The organism is Rhizobium sp. BK316 (assembly GCF_014193695.1).
Taxonomy (GTDB): domain Bacteria; phylum Pseudomonadota; class Alphaproteobacteria; order Rhizobiales; family Rhizobiaceae; genus Rhizobium.
The window spans coordinates 42,663-58,190 of the sequence record NZ_JACHZR010000008.1; the positions used below are offsets into that span (position 1 = coordinate 42,663).

Consider the following 15,528-nt stretch of genomic DNA (forward strand, 5'->3'; position numbering starts at 1 on the left):
CGGCGTCCAAGCGCGCATTTTCCCAGACGTCTCTGTTGAAGGCCCATCTCTGTTCGAAGGAAGGACCCCATGAAAATTCTCGTCCCAGTCAAGCGCGTTGTCGATTACAACGTGAAGATCCGCGTCAAGCCGGATGGATCGGGCGTCGACCTTGCCAACGTCAAGATGTCGATGAACCCGTTCGACGAGATTTCGGTCGAGGAGGCCCTTCGCCTGAAGGAAGCCGGCAGGGCCGAGGAAGTGGTCGTCGTCTCGATCGGCCCCGCCAAGGCCGAGGAAACACTTCGCACGGCGCTTGCCATGGGTGCCGACCGCGCCATCCTTGTCGAGACCGATGATGCCGTCGAACCACTCACCGTGGCAAAGATCCTCAAGGGTGTTGCCGACGCTGAAAAGCCGGGTCTGATCATCGTCGGCAAGCAGGCGATCGACGATGATTCCAACCAGACCGGCCAGATGCTCGCGGCCCTCCTCGGCTCCGCCCAGGCGACTTTCGCATCCAAGGTCGAAATTGATGGCGACAGCGCCACCGTCACCCGCGAAATCGACGGCGGCCTGCAGACGATCAAGGTCAAGCTTCCGGCCGTCGTGACGACCGACCTGCGTTTGAACGAGCCGCGCTACGCAACGCTGCCGAACATCATGAAGGCGAAGAAGAAGCCGCTTGACAAGAAGAGCCCGGCTGATTTCGGCGTTTCCACCGCGCCGCGCCTCAAGGTGCTGAAGACGGAAGAACCATCCGGCCGCAAGGCGGGCGTGAAGGTGAAGTCGGTCGCCGAGCTTGTCGACAAGCTCAAGAATGAAGCCGGCGTCCTCTAAGGTTCGAGAAAGGAATTACGACCATGGCCATTCTTCTTCTGGCTGACCACGACAACGCAACCCTTTCCGACCAGACTGCCAAGGCCCTGACGGCTGCGTCTCAGATCGGTGGTGACATCCACGTTCTCGTCGCCGGCAAGGGAGCAAAGGCTGCCGCCGACGCGGCTGCCAAGCTTTCCGGCGTCTCCAAGGTGCTGCTCGCCGAAAGCGACGAGCTCGCCAACAATCTCGCCGAGCCGCTTGGCGACCTGATCGTCTCTATGGCCAGCAGCTACGACACGATCGTCGCCGCTGCGACCTCCACCGGCAAGAATGTCATGCCGCGCGTCGCAGCTCTGCTCGACGTCGCCCAGGTCTCCGAAATCATCGAAGTGGTTTCGCCCGACACCTTCAAGCGCCCGATCTATGCCGGCAACGCGATCCAGACGGTGCAGGCGAGCGACGCCAAAAAGGTCATCACCGTGCGCACCGCTTCCTTCGCCTCCGCTTCCGGGGGCGGCTCGGCTGCCGTTGAAGCAATCCCCGCCGTTTCCGGTCCGGGCCTTTCGAATTTCGTGTCCGACGCGCTGTCGGCCTCCGAGCGTCCGGAACTGACCTCCGCCAAGATCATCATTTCCGGCGGCCGCGCGCTCGGCTCCGCCGAGAAGTTCAAGGAGGTCATCCTGCCGGTCGCCGACAAGCTCGGTGCAGCCGTCGGCGCCTCGCGTGCCGCCGTCGATGCCGGTTACGCCCCTAACGACTGGCAGGTCGGCCAGACCGGCAAGGTCGTCGCCCCGCAGCTCTACATCGCCTGCGGCATCTCCGGCGCCATCCAGCATCTCGCCGGCATGAAGGACTCGAAGGTCATCGTCGCCATCAACAAGGACGAGGAAGCTCCGATCTTCCAGATTGCCGACTATGGACTTGTGGCCGATCTCTTCGACGTCCTGCCGGAGCTCGAAAAAGCCCTCTGATCGGGCAGATTGCCTTCTTTTCGCACTTGCGAATGACTGGAAAATTGTCTTCTATCGGTCTACTACTTTTGCCGGGCGATCTTTCGTCCGGCAATTTCATATAAAAATACCGGCAGCGCGGGGGTGGTGCCGGGCGGGGGTTGGAGATGAGTGCGGTGTTGAAGAATATTGGTATCATCGGTGCGGGTCAGATGGGCTGCGGCATCGCGCATGTTTCGGCCGCCGCAGGATATAAGGTTCACATCTACGATCTCTCTCAGGACCGCATTGAATCCGGCCTTGCCACCATCAACGGCAATTTTGCGCGCCAGGTGACGAATGGCAAGATGACTGACGAAGAGCGCAGCGCGGCGCTTTCGCGCATCACCGGCTCCGCGGATGTCAACGACCTCGCCCCTTCCGATCTCGTCATCGAGGCGGCGACCGAGGATGAAAACGTCAAGCGCAAGATCTACACGCAGGTCTGTCCGGTGCTGAAGCCGGAAGCGATCCTTGCCACCAACACATCTTCACTGTCGATCACCCGGCTCGCGGCGGCGACCGATCGCCCCGAGCGCTTCATGGGCATCCATTTCATGAACCCGGTGCCGGTCATGAAGCTGGTGGAACTGGTACGCGGCATTGCAACGGAAGAGACGACCTTTTCCGCCGCCCGGGAATTCGTCGCGTCGCTGGAAAAGACCGTCACGGTCGCCGAGGATTTCCCGGCCTTCATCGTCAACCGCATCCTGCTGCCGATGATCAATGAAGCGATCTATACGCTTTACGAGGGCGTCGGCACTGTCGATGCCATCGATACCGCCATGAAGCTCGGCGCCAACCATCCGATGGGTCCGCTGCAGCTTGCCGATTTCATCGGCCTCGATACCTGCCTCTCGATCATGCAGGTGCTGCATGACGGTCTCGCCGACAGCAAATACCGCCCCTGCCCGCTGCTGGTGAAATATGTCGAGGCTGGCTGGCTTGGCCGCAAATCCGGCCGCGGCTTCTACGACTATCGTGGCGAAACACCTGTTCCGACGCGCTAAGCTGGCCATAGCCTGAACAGGCGAGTGGAACAAATGCCCGCGACGTGCTTTCCTTGCCGTGAACGGAAGGAAAATGCCATGTCGAGCGAATTGCCGATGTTCCTGCTGCAGTGCTGCGTCCTGATCGGACTTGCAGGCGTTTTCCTCATTCGCGGCGCCGGCGACCCCTGAAGGCCGCTCCTACAAACCTACAGCACCCTTGATCAGCGCCTTGGCGTCCTCGCTGTCCCACGCAGCCGGACCGTTCATGGCGGAGATCAGGCAACCCTTGTCATCCAACAGCAGAGTGACCGGAAGGCCGAAGGCAAGGCCTTCCTTCTTCAAACTGTTGAAGACGCCGATCGTGTTGTCGCGATAGAGCTGCAGCGCATCGACACCGATTTCGCTGAGAAACGCTTTCGGCTTCTCGTCGTCGCCGGTGTCGATATTGACCGGCACGACTTGGAATTTGTCGCTGCCCATTTCCTTCTCCAGCGCATTCAGCGCCGGCATCTCCTCGCGACATGGCACGCACCATGTGGCCCACAGATTGAGAAGCACCGTCTTGCCCGAGAAATGATCGAGCGTCATCGGCTTGCCGTCGGGACCGTTGAAGGCCACGGTTTCAAGCTTCTTCGGCGGGTTGGCAGCGACCATCGCGGCGACCTGACCCTTCATGAGCGGCGTCAGACTGGCGGCGCGCTCCTTCGTCAGCGGGCATTCGGCCGAGGCGGCATCACCGACGCCATTGCCAATGCCCGTCTCCTTCACGTATACCGCTGCCGCACCGGCAACAACGCCTGCAACGGCGGCGATTGCGATCAGTTTCACGGACGGCAGGCCGAAGGGTTTTTTCGTCGTCATTACATTCTCCAGGACGGGCATCTTCCATGGCCGAGGACAACACGGACACCAAATCCTCCAACCAGATGTGGGGCGGACGTTTCGCCTCCGGCCCCGATGCGATCATGGAGGAGATAAATGCCTCGATCGGTTTCGACAAGAAGCTGTTTGCCCAGGATATCCGCGGATCGATCGCCCACGCCACGATGCTTGCTCATCAGGGCATCATTTCGGCTGACGATAAGGACAAGATCGTTCACGGGCTAAACACGATCCTGTCAGAGATCGAAAGCGGCAATTTCGAATTCTCCCGCCAACTCGAAGACATTCACATGAACGTCGAGGCCAGGCTTGCGACCCTGATCGGCCCGGCCGCCGGCCGCCTGCACACGGCCCGCTCGCGCAATGATCAGGTAGCGCTCGACTTCCGCCTCTGGGTGAAAGAAGAGCTGCAGAAAACCGAGGCCATGCTCACCGATCTGATCGCAGCCTTCCTCGATCGTGCCGAAGAACATGCCGACAGCGTCATGCCCGGCTTCACGCATCTGCAGACCGCTCAGCCGGTCACCTTCGGCCATCACTGCATGGCCTATGTGGAAATGTTCGGCCGTGATCGTTCACGTGTGCGCCACGCCATCGAACACCTCGACGAAAGCCCGATCGGTGCGGCAGCGCTCGCCGGCACCGGCTACCCGATCGATCGCCACATGACGGCCAAGGCTCTCGGCTTCCGCGAGCCAACCCGCAACTCGATCGACACGGTTTCCGATCGTGACTTCGCCATCGAATTCCTGGCGATTGCCGCGATCTGCGCCGTGCATCTGTCGCGCCTTGCCGAGGAGATCGTCATCTGGTCGACGCCGCAATTCGGCTTCGTGCGCCTTTCCGACGCCTTCTCCACCGGCTCCTCCATCATGCCGCAGAAGAAGAACCCCGATGCGGCCGAACTGGTGCGCGCCAAGACCGGTCGCATCAACGGCTCGCTGATCGCCCTGCTGACGATCATGAAGGGCCTGCCGCTTGCCTATTCCAAGGACATGCAGGAAGACAAGGAACAGGTCTTCGATGCCGCTGAAAGCCTGGAACTGGCGATTGCCGCCATGACCGGCATGGTACGCGACATGACGATCAACACGATCAGAATGAAAGCGGCCGCCGGCTCCGGTTATTCGACGGCGACCGATCTTGCCGACTGGCTGGTGCGCGAGGCAGGCCTTCCGTTCCGCGACGCCCATCATGTCACCGGCCGTGCCGTCGCACTTGCCGAAAGCAAGAGCTGCGATCTCTCGGAGCTTCCGCTCGCCGATCTGCAGGCGATCAATCCCGGCATCACCGACAAGGTCTATGACGTTCTGACGGTCGAAGCTTCTGTCGCCAGCCGCAAGAGCTTCGGCGGCACGGCGCCATCGGAAGTCAGGAAGCAGATCGCCTATTGGCGCGCCCGCAACTGACGCATATCCCGGCGGACCGGAAACTGGTTCACCGTTCGGAAATGCGCACGGGACGAAGCTTCAATAATCAGGGTGCACAAGGCAGATAAACTTCGCTATGAAGGTGCCAGCCAGTGCCCGATATGAGGATATCCATGCAGACGAGCTTGCCGCATTTCATCCGCCTTACGGTGGTTCTTGCCGTCATCGGCCTTGCCGTTGCCGGATGCGGCCGCAAAGGCGACCTCGATCCGCCGAGCGCCAATGCCACCAAGGGCGGCGATATTTCCAAGCCGACGAAACAACCAGGCTCCGTCGACAAGCCTTTCCTTCTCGATCCCCTTCTCTAAGGCCGGACTCCCGTGAACCATTTCGAGTATCGCGACGGTATTCTCTACGCCGAGAATGTTTCCGTTCCTGAGATCGCCAAGGCGGTCGGCACGCCTTTCTACGTCTATTCGACAGCGACGCTCGAGCGCCATTACCGGGTCTTCGCTGAGGCCTTCTGCGATGTCGATTCCATGGTCTGTTATGCGATGAAGGCCAATTCGAACCAGGCCGTGCTGAAAACGCTCGGCCGGCTCGGCGCCGGTATCGATGTGGTGTCCGAAGGCGAATTGCGCCGCGCGCTGGCCGCCGGCATTCCCGCCGACCGCATCATGTTCTCCGGCGTCGGCAAGACACCGAATGAGATGGATTACGCACTCGAAGCCGGCATCTACTGCTTCAATGTCGAATCCGAACCGGAACTCGAAATCCTCAACCAGCGTGCCACGCGTGCCGGCAAGAAAGCCCCTGTTTCCTTCCGCATCAATCCCGATGTCGATGCCCGTACCCATGCGAAGATTTCGACCGGCAAGAAAGAAAACAAGTTCGGCATCTCCTGGGAACGCGCCCGGACAATCTATGCCCGCGCCGCCAGCCTGCCCGGCATCGAAGTGACCGGCATCGACATGCATATCGGCAGCCAGATCACCGAGCTGCAGCCCTTCGACGATGCCTTCAAGCTGCTGCACGATCTGGTCAACACGCTGCGTGCCGATGGTCATGACATCCACCATGTCGATATCGGCGGCGGTCTCGGCATTCCCTATAAGGACGACAACAATCCGCCGCCTCTGCCGGACGCCTATGCCTCTGTTGTCAAGAACCAGCTTCGCGCCCTCAACTGCAAGATTGTTACCGAGCCCGGCCGCCTGATCGTCGGCAATGCCGGCATCCTCGTCACCGAAGTCATCTATGTGAAGGACGGCGGCGAGAAGACTTTCGTGATCGTCGATGGCGCGATGAACGACCTCATCCGTCCGACCCTCTACGAGGCTTATCATGAGGTCCGTCCCGTGGTGATTTCGGCTGCCAACGCTCCGCGCATCCGCGCCGACGTTGTCGGCCCCGTCTGCGAGACCGGCGACTACCTCGCGCTCGACCGGGAAATGCCGACCCCGAAGCCGGGTGACCTGCTTGCCGTCGGCACGGCCGGCGCCTATGGCGCGGTCCAGGCGGGCACCTATAACAGCCGCCTCCTGGTGCCTGAAGTGCTGGTCAAGGGCGACGAATTCCATGTGATTCGCCCGCGCCGGACCTATTCGGAACTGATCGGTCTCGATTCCGTTCCAGCCTGGCTGGACTAAAAGTCGCAATCACTTTTTGGCGACCGCATACGAAAAACCGGTATTCACAGGCCCTCGCCCTCGCCTTCGCCATAAAGAGTGTTATCCTTTTCCTTCGCGAGCGTATTGCCCAGCAATCGCCGGAAGCGCCCTCTGTTTCCTGAACGCCAGATCGCGGAGACCGGATTGATGACAAGCCCCGCAAGGCAGAAGAAGAAAGGCGCATTCGCGCTCCAACCCTCTCTGGCACGGCTGGTGGCGGCAAAACGTTTCCTGGCCCGGATCGTGCTTTTCGCCGAGCAGATCCTTCCGCTGCTGATGCCGGCTGTCTGCGTCATCGCGATCTATCTCTCCGTCTCCTGGTTCGGCTTTTTCCGCATTGTGCCGGACTGGCTGCGCATCCTTCTCCTGACTGCCTTTGCTGTTGGTTTCCTCGCTTCGCTGCTGCCAGCGCGTTTTCTTCGCTGGCCACGGGTGAGCGAGGCTGACCGCATGCTGGAAGAGCGCAACGGCCTGCCACATCAGCCCGTCATGGTGCAGGAGGATGAGCCGGCTTTCGATACGCCCTTCTCACGCGCCTTGTGGCGCGAACACCAGACGCGCATGGCGCGGAAGATCGCAACGCTGGACGCCGGCCTGCCGCGGCCCGATATCGCCAGGTACGACCGCTTCGCGCTGCGTGCCATTCCGGCGTTACTCGTCGTCACGGCCTTCGGCTACTCGCTGTCGATCAACGGCGGCTCGGTCGCCGACGCATTTCAGCCTGCACCCGCGCAGGTAACGAGCAATCCGGCCGTGCGTATCGACGCGTGGGTGACCCCGCCCGCCTATACCGGCCGGCCGCCGATCTACCTGACGGCAGATGGCAGCGAACAGGCGGCGATCGGCGTTCCGCAGTTCTCCAGCCTCACGGTGCGTGTCAGCGGCGGCCAGTCGACCGAGAAGGTCATCTTCAGGAAGGCCAACGGCGAAAGCCAGGAAATCGCCGTTCAGGAAGACACCCGGCCACAGCAGCCGACTGCAGAACAGGCCTCAGGTGCAGCCACAGCGCCCCAGTTGATGGCGCAGACGCATATCATGAAGCTTGACGAGAATGGCTCGCTGCAGGCGAACGGCCGCACCTGGAGTTTCGACGTGCTGCCCGACAAGGCGCCGGAAATCGCCTTTGACGGCATGCCACGCCGCGCCGTCAACGGTGCGCTGGAAATCGGCTTCACGGTGAAGGACGATTACGGCGTGCAGGAAGCCCGTGCCGAAATCGTGCCGGTCGAATCCGATCCGGCCGCAACGCCGCTCTATCCGCTGCCGGAATTCCGGCTGGACATTCCCCGCCGCAATGCGCGGGACGGCAAAGGCCTGACGAGCAAGAACCTGACCGAACATCCGCTCGCCGGCAAACGCGTGCGTATCACCCTCGTCGCCAAGGATGCCGCCGGGCAGACGGGTCGCAGCCCGCCCTATGAGATGGTCATGCCCTCGCGGCCCTTCAGCGAGCCGCTCGCTGCCGCCGTTGCCGAAGAACGCCAGACCTTTGCCCTCGACACCCGCAAGATGCCGGAAGCGATCGCGTTGAACGAAGCTCTGACGATCCGGCCCGAGGAGACAATCCCGAACACGACCCACTATCTGCTGATCGAATCAGCACTTGCGCGCATGAAGCTCGCCAAGGGTGAAGAACAGCTCAAGGATACGGCCCAATATCTCTGGGACATCGCCCTCGGCATCGAGGACGGTGACCTTTCGCTTGCCGAACGGCGGCTGCGTGACGCCCAGCAGAACCTTGCCGATGCGCTGAACCGCAATGCGCCTGATGCCGAGATCAAGAAGCTGATGGACGAGCTTCGCAAGGCGATGCAGGACTATATGAACGAGCTGGCCCAGCGCCTGCAGAACATGCCGATGCAGCCCAACCAGAATGCCCAGAATTTCCTGCGCCAGCAGGATCTGCAGCGCATGATGGACCAGATCGAAAACCTGGCCCGGTCAGGCAATCGAGATGCTGCCCAGCAGATGCTCTCCGACCTGCAGCGACTGATGAACAACCTGCAGACGGCCCGCCCGCAGCGCGGCCAGCAGCAGGAAAACAGCCAGCTGACGCAGCAGATGGACAAACTCGGCCAGATCCTGCGCGACCAGCAGAAGCTGATGGAGCAAACTTTCCGCCTCGACCAGCAGCTCCGCGACCGCATGCAGCGTGGCGATCCCAACATGGACGACATGATGCCGGGCGAGGAAGACCAGCAGCAACAGCAGCAGGGCCAACAGGAACAGCAGGGCCAGCAGCCCGGCGACCAGATGACGGCGGAGCAACTGCGCGAAGCGTTAAAGCAGCTCCGCGCCCAGCAGGATGCGCTCGGTAAACGGTTGCAGGAACTGCAGAAGAGCCTTGGCGATATGGGCATGAAGCCGGGCGAAGGTTTCGGTCAGGCACAGCGCGAGATGGAAGGTGCCGGCCGCGACCTCGGCCAGGGCAATGGCAGCAGCGCCCTGGAAGGGCAGGGCCGGGCTCTCGAAGCCTTGCGCAAGGGCGCTCGTGACATGATGAGCCAGATGATGCAGGCACAGCAGGGCCAGCAAGGGCAGCAGGGTCCGAACGGTCAACTCGGCCAGGGCAACCAGAACGGCCGCGATCCGCTCGGCCGCCCACGTCAGACCGATCTCGGGCCGGATATGAACAATGATGTGAAGATACCCGATGAGATCGATGTTCAGCGCGCCCGCGAGATTCTGGACGCTATCCGCGAAAAACTCGGCAACAATCCAACCCAGGCGATCGAGCGACAATATCTCGAGCGGCTGCTGGATATTCAGTAATGCTGGGAGAATGCGCGGCTATTGGCGTGCCGTGAGGCACGCCCGCGTCACAAAATGTCAGGCCACAAGCGCCCGCGCCACGGCTTTGCGGATGTCCGGCAGGGCGAAGGGTTTCGGCACGACATCGATGATCTTTTCGGCGAGGTCGTCGGCCCGTTCGCGCTGTTCGGCATAGCCGGTCATCAGCAGAATTTTCAACGCCGGAAAGGCGTCCTTCGCCTGATGCGCAAGTTCGATGCCGTCCATGACCGGCATACGGATATCGGAAAGCAGCAGGTCGTAACTGCCGCCCTTCAGCTTTTCCAGCCCTTCCGCCCCATCGGCGGCTTCATCGGTCTCATGACCGTCAAGGCGTAGTGCCCGGGCTACGAAAGTACGAAGGGAATCCTCGTCTTCCGTGATCAGAATTTTTGCCATCTGTGCATTGCTCCGTCGTCATGCCCCGCAACGGAGATCGCATGCGGTTCCCTAGCGATCGGTAAACGCGCCAAGCCGATCGACGGGATGGTTAACAAGCCGTCTTAGAGCAGGACGCCTTAAGCGTCACCGGTAACCACGCCGACGAAGGGCAGTTCGCGGAAGGCGTAGGCGACATCCATGCCGTAGCCGACGACGAAATAGTCGGGGCACTCGAAGCCCACATAGTCCGCCTCCAGCTCCTCCTTGCGCTTGACCCGCTTGTCGAGCAGTACGGCGATGGTGACGTTGCGTGCCCCGCGCTCGTAGAGCAGTTCCTTGGCAAACCGCAGCGTGCGGCCGGATTCGAGGATGTCGTCGATGAGCAGGACGTCGCGGTCCTTAACGTCGCTGTCGATGTCCTTGACGATACGCACGCCCTGCGAAACCGTACCCGCGCCGTAGCTTGAGAGCGTGATGAATTCGACCTCGGGAGCAAGGCCCGTATCGTGCAGGGCGCGCAGCAGGTCGGCCGCAAAAATGAACGAGCCCTTGAGCACGGCAATAACCAGGAGGTCCTTTGTCGGGCCGGCGGCGATATCCTGCGCCATGGAATGATTGCGCTCGGCGATCTGCTCGGCGGTGAAGAGCGGCTCGATGTTTTTTCCGCGCACGACAGGCATAAAGGCTTGCTCCACAAAAAAGAAGGGTAAGCCGTTAGCACATTAATTCCGGCGAAACACCCCGAAAGGACAGGTTTTTCCTGCCGATCAACCCAAAAACGCCTCTCGGCGCTCAAGGCATGAAGGAAAGCCGGACCTCAGGCACCTTGCCCCCGGCATGCTGCACGCGAGCGGAAAAGCCGCGGCTTTGGCCGGCGTAGATGGCATCCGTCGGCGGCGTAATGACGATGCTCGCCGTCAGCCGCTCGTCGGCGACGAGATCGGCGCGGATCGGCTGCACCGATTGCGTGACGCCGCTGTCATTCTCGATGATGCCGTTGATGAGCAGGATGCGCATACCATTGGCATCGCGCGGCGTGATCGTGACATGCGAGAAATGAAGGGTCGTTGTGGTGGAAGCCTCGCCCCGCGAAAGGCCGGAGAACCCGCCGGCAAGACCGAAGACCAGAACGAAGAGTGAAATCACCAGCGCCACAAAACCGCGCGCCGACGCGCGCTGCAGCCAGATCTCCATCCCACGCAGGATCGCGGCAGCAGCAAGCAGGACTGGCGGTTCGGTGTTGAGCGGGGCGCTGCGACGGCGATTATCGTTATGGGTCGTATCGTGGGCACCGGCAGACGCGCCTTGCGGCCGCGCCTTACCGACGACAATGAATTCGGCATCGGCAACGTCACCCCTACACGGCATGCGACGGGGCCGCCGGATAGCCGGTTCCGGCGGCAGAAAATCATAGGCTAGGCCGGCGGCCTGTCGTCTGAAGGAGGATGCTTCCATGGTGGCGACCTCTCGGATGTCCACATGGTTTCGCTGCCCAAGACAATCTTGGCATTGAAACGAATCCAGCCCAGTCGTAAATTTCAATGGTTAATGCTTCGCAAAGATCGCCATCAAACGGGCGTCTTTCCGGCAAAATTTACCGGCTGTTAACGGTGTTGGTTAACAAGTCATGCGGTGAAACCACGAAAGACTGAGCTGCCCGTTGATCCACTTCGAGAATGTCGGTTTGCGATATGGTATGGGACCGGAAATCCTCCGGGACCTGACCTTCGACATCCCGAAAAAGTCCTTCCAGTTTCTGACCGGCCCGTCCGGTGCCGGAAAGACCACGCTGCTGCGCCTGCTCTTCATGTCGCTGCAGCCGACTCGCGGCCTGATCCGCATGTTCGGACGCGACATATCCGAGATCCCCCGGCCGGAGTTGCCGCTGCTGCGCCGCCGCGTCGGCATCGTCTTTCAGGATTTTCGTCTTCTCGACCATCTGACGACCTATGAGAACGTCGCCCTGCCGCTTCGCGTGCGCGGCAAGGATGAAAGCACCTACAAGACCGACGTGCTGGAGCTTTTGAAATGGGTCGGGCTCGGCGAGCGCATCAACGTACTGCCGCCCGTACTCTCAGGCGGCGAGAAGCAGCGCGCTGCAATCGCCCGCGCATTGATGGACCGGCCGGAAGTGCTGCTTGCCGACGAGCCGACCGGCAATGTCGATCCGCCGATGGCCAAGCGCCTGCTAAACCTCTTCATGGAACTCAACCGCCTGGGCACCGCAGTGGTGATCGCCACCCACGATCTCTCGCTGATGGACCAGGTGGAAGCCCGCCGCATGATCCTTTCGGAAGGGCATCTCGACATTTATGACTAAGACGCCCACCAGGACCCGCGCAAAGACGCCCGCCGCTGCCCCTGTCCAGCCCAAGCGGCCGGAGATGCGCGTGCGCCCGACAGCACCGATCCTGCCTCCGTCAAACATTCAGGGCAATGCGCTGACGGTGGTGATCGCCATCATGGCCTTCCTCGCCTGCCTGACGCTCGGCGGCGTCAGCATGGTCCGCTCGACCGCGGCAAGCTGGGAAAGCCAGATCTCCAGGGAGATCACCATCCAGATCAAACCTGACGACAACCTGGACATGGAAAAGGCTCTCGTTCAGGCCCGCGATATCGCGCTGACCTTCGTCGGCACCAAGAGCGGCCAGATCGTTGACGAGGCCGCCACCGCACGCCTTCTCGAGCCCTGGCTCGGCAGCGGGCTGGATATCAAGGAACTACCCGTACCGCGCCTCGTCATCATCACCATCGACGAGAGCCATCCGCCGGATTTCGCGGCAATGCGCGACCTGCTGAAAGAGAGCATTCCGCAGGCTTTTCTCGACGACCACCGCACCTGGGTCGACAGGTTGGTTGCGATGGCCCGCACCACGGTCATGATCGGTACCGGCGTCCTGCTGCTGGTTTTCACTGCCATGGTGCTGACGGTGGTCTTCGCCACGCGGGGCGTACTCTCGGGCAACCGTCACATCGTCGAAGTGCTGCATTTCGTCGGCGCCGAGAGCTCGTTCGTCGCAACGGAATTCCAGAAGCATTTTCTGAAGATCAGCCTCAAGGGCTCGGCGATCGGCAGCGCCCTGGCCGCCCTCTTTTTCGCAGGCGCCGGCTTCCTGCAGAGCAGGACGATCGCCACACCCGAGACAGATCAGGCAACGGCCCTCTTCGGTACCTTTTCGGTCGGGGCGCTCGGCTATCTCGGCATCTTCGCGACGATGATCGTGATCGCACTGCTGACAACCGTGACCGCACGGCTCACCGTCATGCGCACGATCTATGAAATCGATACATTGCGCTCCGATCCGACGCGCGCGGACGGTATAGCGAATTAGTGCCGCCATGCCGTTTTGCCATGAAAGCGTCTGTTCCGCGCCGCAATCAGCGTATAATCACGACTCATGACGATGGGCCATACGACACGCAATCCGATTCGCCCGGACCCGGAGCTTGAAGGCCCCGCAAGTGTCCCGCCACGGCGTGGCCCAATCCGCCGCATCTTGCGCTGGATGGGCTTTTCCTGCGTGTTGATCGCTGCGCTGATCTTCGGCGGCTTTTTGCGCTTTGCAGATTCGGTAACGACCCTGAAGCCACCTGCCGAGCCGCGGGCGGACGCGATCATCGTGCTGACCGGCGGCTACCAGCGCATCGATCAGGCCGTCGAACTCCTGCAGGAGGGCGCCGGCAAGCGGCTGCTGATATCGGGCGCGCATCCTTCCACCACGCCAACGCAGATCCGCAAGATGACTCAAGGCTCTGCTGATCTCTTCTCCTGCTGCGTCGATATCGGTTACGACGCGCTCGATACGATCGGCAATGCCGAGGAGGCATCGAACTGGATTCACGCCAAGGGCTACAGGAGCATTCTGGTCGTCACCAACAACTACCACATGCCGCGCACTCTCGCCGAGCTTTCCTATGTCGATCCCGACATTCAATTCATCCCCTATCCTGTCGTCAATTCCGATCTGAAGACGCGCGATTGGTTCACCGATCCGAACGCCTTGCGCGTCATGCTGGCCGAATACGCCAAGCTGCTGCTGGCCGGAGCGCGCAACATCGTCGGCCTGCGCCATACCGGCCTGCGTTCCGCCAACCTGACCGGCCAGAGCTGAGGCTTTTATACGCTACAGCATCGGCCTGAAAATCGGAATCGATTTTCAGAAAGCCTGATGCGTAGATTCAAAGAGTTAGAGCGTCCTTTGTGCGCCCGAATGGACGCACGGCGCTCTAGCGGCAATCAGACGCTTTTTATGACGGGCAATATCGTGTAGGCCGGTCGGCGTGACCGTGCCTCGGGAAAATTTCATGATCGCCCTGCGTTCCGTTCTGTTCAACACGATCTTCTACGCCAACCTCATCATCAGGATGATCGTGCTCTCCCCCTTCTACTTCATCGCGCCGCGCAAGCTCGCCTACAGCGTTCCCAAAAACTGGGCGCGCTCGAACCACTGGCTGATGCGGGTGATCGTCGGCACTACCTTCGAGATCGAGGGTCTGGAGAACCTGCCTGACGGCAGCTACATCATTTCCCCGAAGCATCAGTCCTTTTGGGACACTTATGCACTGCTGCCCAACCTCAAGGACCCGGTCTATATTCTCAAGCGCGAGCTGATGTGGATCCCGCTTTTCGGCTGGTACGCCAAGAGGCAGCGCATGATCCCGGTGGACCGCGGTGCGCGCGGCAAAGTGATGGTGGAAGTGCTGAAGCGCACCAAGCAGGAACTCGCCACCGGCCGCCAGCTAATCATCTATCCCGAGGGCACACGCCGCCCACCGGGTGCCGAGCCAGTCTACAAATACGGCATCGCCCGTATGTATCGCGACCTGCAGCTCCCAGTCGTGCCCATCGTCATGCATCCCGGCCTGTTCTGGCCGCGCCGCAGCGCCATGCGTTATCCCGGTCATTTCAAAGTGCGGATTCTACCGCCCATCATGCCCGGCATGGACCCCGACGCCTTCTTCGCCCATCTGATCGACGTGACGGAAAGCGCCAGCGATCAGCTTCTGATCGACACGGTGGAGCGCAATCCGCATGTTCCATTGCCGCCGACCGCCGTGGAGCGGCTGGCTGAACTGCGCAAAGAGAAGGCCGCGACTGCCTAAGCTGTCGCGCGTAGTCGTGTGATTTCCTCGACCACTTGCTCCAGCCACCGGTCGCGAATACCCATCTCCTTCAGATGGGAAAGCGTATTGAAGACATAGGCATCGTTCGGGCCGGACTGGCCGACCGAGACATCGACGACCCGCGCGGCGGCAAGCGCATCCAGCGCACCGGCATATTGCTCGTGGGCGCGGTCGACCACATAGGCGACCGCCCGCGCAGTGCGGCCATCCGAAAGCTGCAGCGGCAGATGCCGTTCCAGATAGACATTGGTGACGAGTTCGCGGGCGCGCAGATAGTCGATCACCTCGTCCCACTTGTCCGACGCGACACGGAAAGCCATGCCACGACAGGCTCCGCCTCTGTCGAGACCGAGGACGAGACCGGGATTTTCACGATTGCCGCGATGGACGAAGGAACGAACGCAAAGCGAGCGCCGGTAGCCATGAATCAGGGCCTGCGACCGCTCGACGAATTCGAAGCCCGGATTCCACATCAACGAGCCGTAGCCAAATACCCAAAATTCGTCCATATCGCACGCCAGATCAAAAT

Annotated in this window: 16 protein-coding genes; 11 read left to right on the forward strand and 5 right to left on the reverse strand. The window is 61.2% G+C overall.

Annotation, left to right across the window (positions count from 1 at the left end; all coding sequences use genetic code 11):
• Positions 1-69 precede the first annotated feature (69 nt).
• From FHT87_RS28500 to FHT87_RS28510, 3 genes are all read left to right on the forward strand, one after another.
• Entirely contained in the window at positions 70-819 is a 750-nt protein-coding gene (locus tag FHT87_RS28500; protein WP_183806010.1) for an electron transfer flavoprotein subunit beta/FixA family protein, read from the forward strand.
• Positions 820-842: 23 nt separating this feature from the next.
• Positions 843-1,772 (forward strand): electron transfer flavoprotein subunit alpha/FixB family protein, encoded by a 930-nt coding sequence (locus FHT87_RS28505; RefSeq protein ID WP_183734283.1) that lies wholly within the window; start codon positions 843-845, stop codon positions 1,770-1,772.
• A 146-nt stretch (positions 1,773-1,918) separates the two neighbouring features.
• A complete protein-coding gene (locus FHT87_RS28510; RefSeq protein WP_183734284.1) occupies positions 1,919-2,800 on the forward strand; it encodes a 3-hydroxybutyryl-CoA dehydrogenase in 882 nt (293 codons plus the stop codon).
• Positions 2,801-2,980: 180 nt separating this feature from the next.
• Here FHT87_RS28510 and FHT87_RS28515 read toward each other — a convergent pair whose 3' ends face one another.
• The gene (locus FHT87_RS28515) at positions 2,981-3,643 is read right to left on the reverse strand and encodes a TlpA disulfide reductase family protein (RefSeq protein WP_183734285.1); all 663 of its coding nucleotides are present in this window, start codon (positions 3,641-3,643) and stop codon (positions 2,981-2,983) included.
• A gap of 26 nt (positions 3,644-3,669) precedes the next feature.
• Between FHT87_RS28515 and argH the strand changes: the two genes are divergently transcribed.
• From argH to FHT87_RS28535, 4 genes are all read left to right on the forward strand, one after another.
• Positions 3,670-5,073 (forward strand): argininosuccinate lyase, encoded by a 1,404-nt coding sequence (gene argH, locus FHT87_RS28520; RefSeq protein WP_183734286.1) that lies wholly within the window; start codon positions 3,670-3,672, stop codon positions 5,071-5,073.
• Between the two features lie 134 nt (positions 5,074-5,207).
• Entirely contained in the window at positions 5,208-5,402 is a 195-nt protein-coding gene (locus FHT87_RS28525) for a lipoprotein (protein WP_183734287.1), read from the forward strand.
• A 12-nt stretch (positions 5,403-5,414) separates the two neighbouring features.
• Positions 5,415-6,683 (forward strand): diaminopimelate decarboxylase, encoded by a 1,269-nt coding sequence (lysA, locus tag FHT87_RS28530; RefSeq protein ID WP_183734288.1) that lies wholly within the window; start codon positions 5,415-5,417, stop codon positions 6,681-6,683.
• Positions 6,684-6,851: 168 nt separating this feature from the next.
• Entirely contained in the window at positions 6,852-9,476 is a 2,625-nt protein-coding gene (locus tag FHT87_RS28535; RefSeq protein WP_183806011.1) for a TIGR02302 family protein, read from the forward strand.
• Positions 9,477-9,533: 57 nt separating this feature from the next.
• Here the strand turns inward: FHT87_RS28535 and FHT87_RS28540 are convergent, their stop codons facing one another.
• The 3 genes from FHT87_RS28540 to FHT87_RS28550 all read right to left on the reverse strand — a co-directional run bounded on the left by FHT87_RS28540 (position 9,534) and on the right by FHT87_RS28550 (position 11,330).
• Complete coding sequence (locus FHT87_RS28540) at positions 9,534-9,893, reverse strand: response regulator (RefSeq protein ID WP_112545534.1); 360 nt, start codon at positions 9,891-9,893, stop codon at positions 9,534-9,536.
• Between the two features lie 119 nt (positions 9,894-10,012).
• The gene (hpt, locus tag FHT87_RS28545; RefSeq protein WP_007825075.1) at positions 10,013-10,555 is read right to left on the reverse strand and encodes a hypoxanthine phosphoribosyltransferase; all 543 of its coding nucleotides are present in this window, start codon (positions 10,553-10,555) and stop codon (positions 10,013-10,015) included.
• Between the two features lie 112 nt (positions 10,556-10,667).
• Positions 10,668-11,330 (reverse strand): hypothetical protein, encoded by a 663-nt coding sequence (locus FHT87_RS28550; RefSeq protein ID WP_183734290.1) that lies wholly within the window; start codon positions 11,328-11,330, stop codon positions 10,668-10,670.
• 205 nt (positions 11,331-11,535) lie between these two features.
• Between FHT87_RS28550 and ftsE the strand changes: the two genes are divergently transcribed.
• The 4 genes from ftsE to FHT87_RS28570 all read left to right on the forward strand — a co-directional run bounded on the left by ftsE (position 11,536) and on the right by FHT87_RS28570 (position 14,978).
• Positions 11,536-12,195, forward strand: a complete 660-nt coding sequence (gene ftsE / locus FHT87_RS28555; RefSeq protein WP_007825071.1) for a cell division ATP-binding protein FtsE — start codon at positions 11,536-11,538, stop codon at positions 12,193-12,195.
• On the forward strand, positions 12,188-13,207 hold the full coding sequence (locus FHT87_RS28560) for an ABC transporter permease (RefSeq protein ID WP_183806012.1): 1,020 nt from the start codon (positions 12,188-12,190) through the stop codon (positions 13,205-13,207). The genes ftsE and FHT87_RS28560 overlap by 8 nt, the downstream gene beginning before the upstream one ends.
• Positions 13,208-13,273: 66 nt before the next feature.
• A complete protein-coding gene (locus FHT87_RS28565) occupies positions 13,274-13,987 on the forward strand; it encodes a YdcF family protein (RefSeq protein ID WP_183734292.1) in 714 nt (237 codons plus the stop codon).
• A gap of 193 nt (positions 13,988-14,180) precedes the next feature.
• Positions 14,181-14,978: a 1-acyl-sn-glycerol-3-phosphate acyltransferase gene (locus FHT87_RS28570; RefSeq protein ID WP_183734293.1), complete on the forward strand. Its 798-nt coding sequence runs from the start codon at positions 14,181-14,183 to the stop codon at positions 14,976-14,978.
• Here FHT87_RS28570 and FHT87_RS28575 read toward each other — a convergent pair.
• Positions 14,975-15,508 (reverse strand): gamma-glutamylcyclotransferase, encoded by a 534-nt coding sequence (locus FHT87_RS28575; RefSeq protein WP_183806013.1) that lies wholly within the window; start codon positions 15,506-15,508, stop codon positions 14,975-14,977. The genes FHT87_RS28570 and FHT87_RS28575 overlap by 4 nt on opposite strands.
• Between the last annotated feature and the right edge of the window lie 20 nt (positions 15,509-15,528).

Bases quoted from the DNA above. Each gene is read 5' to 3' on its own strand.
- FHT87_RS28500 (WP_183806010.1), top strand. From the start codon at position 70: ATGAAAATTCTCGTCCCAGTCAAGCGCGTTGTCGATTACAACGTGAAG.
- FHT87_RS28515 (WP_183734285.1), bottom strand. From the start codon at position 3,643: ATGACGACGAAAAAACCCTTCGGCCTGCCGTCCGTGAAACTGATCGCA.
- FHT87_RS28565 (WP_183734292.1), top strand. From the start codon at position 13,274: ATGACGATGGGCCATACGACACGCAATCCGATTCGCCCGGACCCGGAG.
- FHT87_RS28575 (WP_183806013.1), bottom strand. From the start codon at position 15,508: ATGGACGAATTTTGGGTATTTGGCTACGGCTCGTTGATGTGGAATCCG.
- FHT87_RS28535 (WP_183806011.1), top strand. From the start codon at position 6,852: ATGACAAGCCCCGCAAGGCAGAAGAAGAAAGGCGCATTCGCGCTCCAA.
- FHT87_RS28550 (WP_183734290.1), bottom strand. From the start codon at position 11,330: ATGGAAGCATCCTCCTTCAGACGACAGGCCGCCGGCCTAGCCTATGAT.
- FHT87_RS28510 (WP_183734284.1), top strand. From the start codon at position 1,919: ATGAGTGCGGTGTTGAAGAATATTGGTATCATCGGTGCGGGTCAGATG.
- hpt (WP_007825075.1), bottom strand. From the start codon at position 10,555: ATGCCTGTCGTGCGCGGAAAAAACATCGAGCCGCTCTTCACCGCCGAG.
- FHT87_RS28570 (WP_183734293.1), top strand. From the start codon at position 14,181: ATGATCGCCCTGCGTTCCGTTCTGTTCAACACGATCTTCTACGCCAAC.
- FHT87_RS28540 (WP_112545534.1), bottom strand. From the start codon at position 9,893: ATGGCAAAAATTCTGATCACGGAAGACGAGGATTCCCTTCGTACTTTC.
- argH (WP_183734286.1), top strand. From the start codon at position 3,670: ATGGCCGAGGACAACACGGACACCAAATCCTCCAACCAGATGTGGGGC.
- FHT87_RS28525 (WP_183734287.1), top strand. From the start codon at position 5,208: ATGCAGACGAGCTTGCCGCATTTCATCCGCCTTACGGTGGTTCTTGCC.
- FHT87_RS28560 (WP_183806012.1), top strand. From the start codon at position 12,188: ATGACTAAGACGCCCACCAGGACCCGCGCAAAGACGCCCGCCGCTGCC.
- FHT87_RS28505 (WP_183734283.1), top strand. From the start codon at position 843: ATGGCCATTCTTCTTCTGGCTGACCACGACAACGCAACCCTTTCCGAC.